Source organism: Mesorhizobium sp. M1C.F.Ca.ET.210.01.1.1 (genome assembly GCF_004791585.1).
GTDB lineage: Bacteria > Pseudomonadota > Alphaproteobacteria > Rhizobiales > Rhizobiaceae > Mesorhizobium.
Genome location: NZ_SRUU01000155.1, coordinates 1 through 336, shown reverse-complemented (window position 1 = coordinate 336; position 336 = coordinate 1). Strand labels below are relative to the sequence as shown.

1 protein-coding gene is annotated in these 336 nt (G+C 64.9%); it reads left to right on the top strand.

Annotation, left to right across the window (positions count from 1 at the left end; all coding sequences use genetic code 11):
* Positions 1-336 (top strand): HEAT repeat domain-containing protein (locus EN853_RS33365; RefSeq protein ID WP_135861363.1); only part of this gene is annotated, 336 nt, incomplete at both ends.

The following is a 336-nucleotide window of genomic DNA, read 5'->3' as shown; positions in this document are numbered from 1 at the left end:
CGATCAATGCCGGCTTCGAGTTCGTTTCGCTGCTGCGCGGCGAGGAGCGTAACGAGGTGCTTGTCGCCTTCCATGAATGCGGCTTGCCGGCTCTCGTCGGCAGGCTGCTGGAACGGGGCAATGTGGCCGAACGCATCCATGCGGCCGAGATGCTGGCAGCGCTTGGTTCGGAGGATGCAACGGCAAGCCTGCTTTCAGCGCTTGACCACGATCACTCGCGCGATGTCAGGATCGCAGCGGCAATCGCGCTCTGCGATCTCGGCAGCTTGCCGCTGCTCGGCACCGCGCTGGACAAGATCGGCGTGGCGGGGCAACGCTCGCGGCGCCTGATCGATT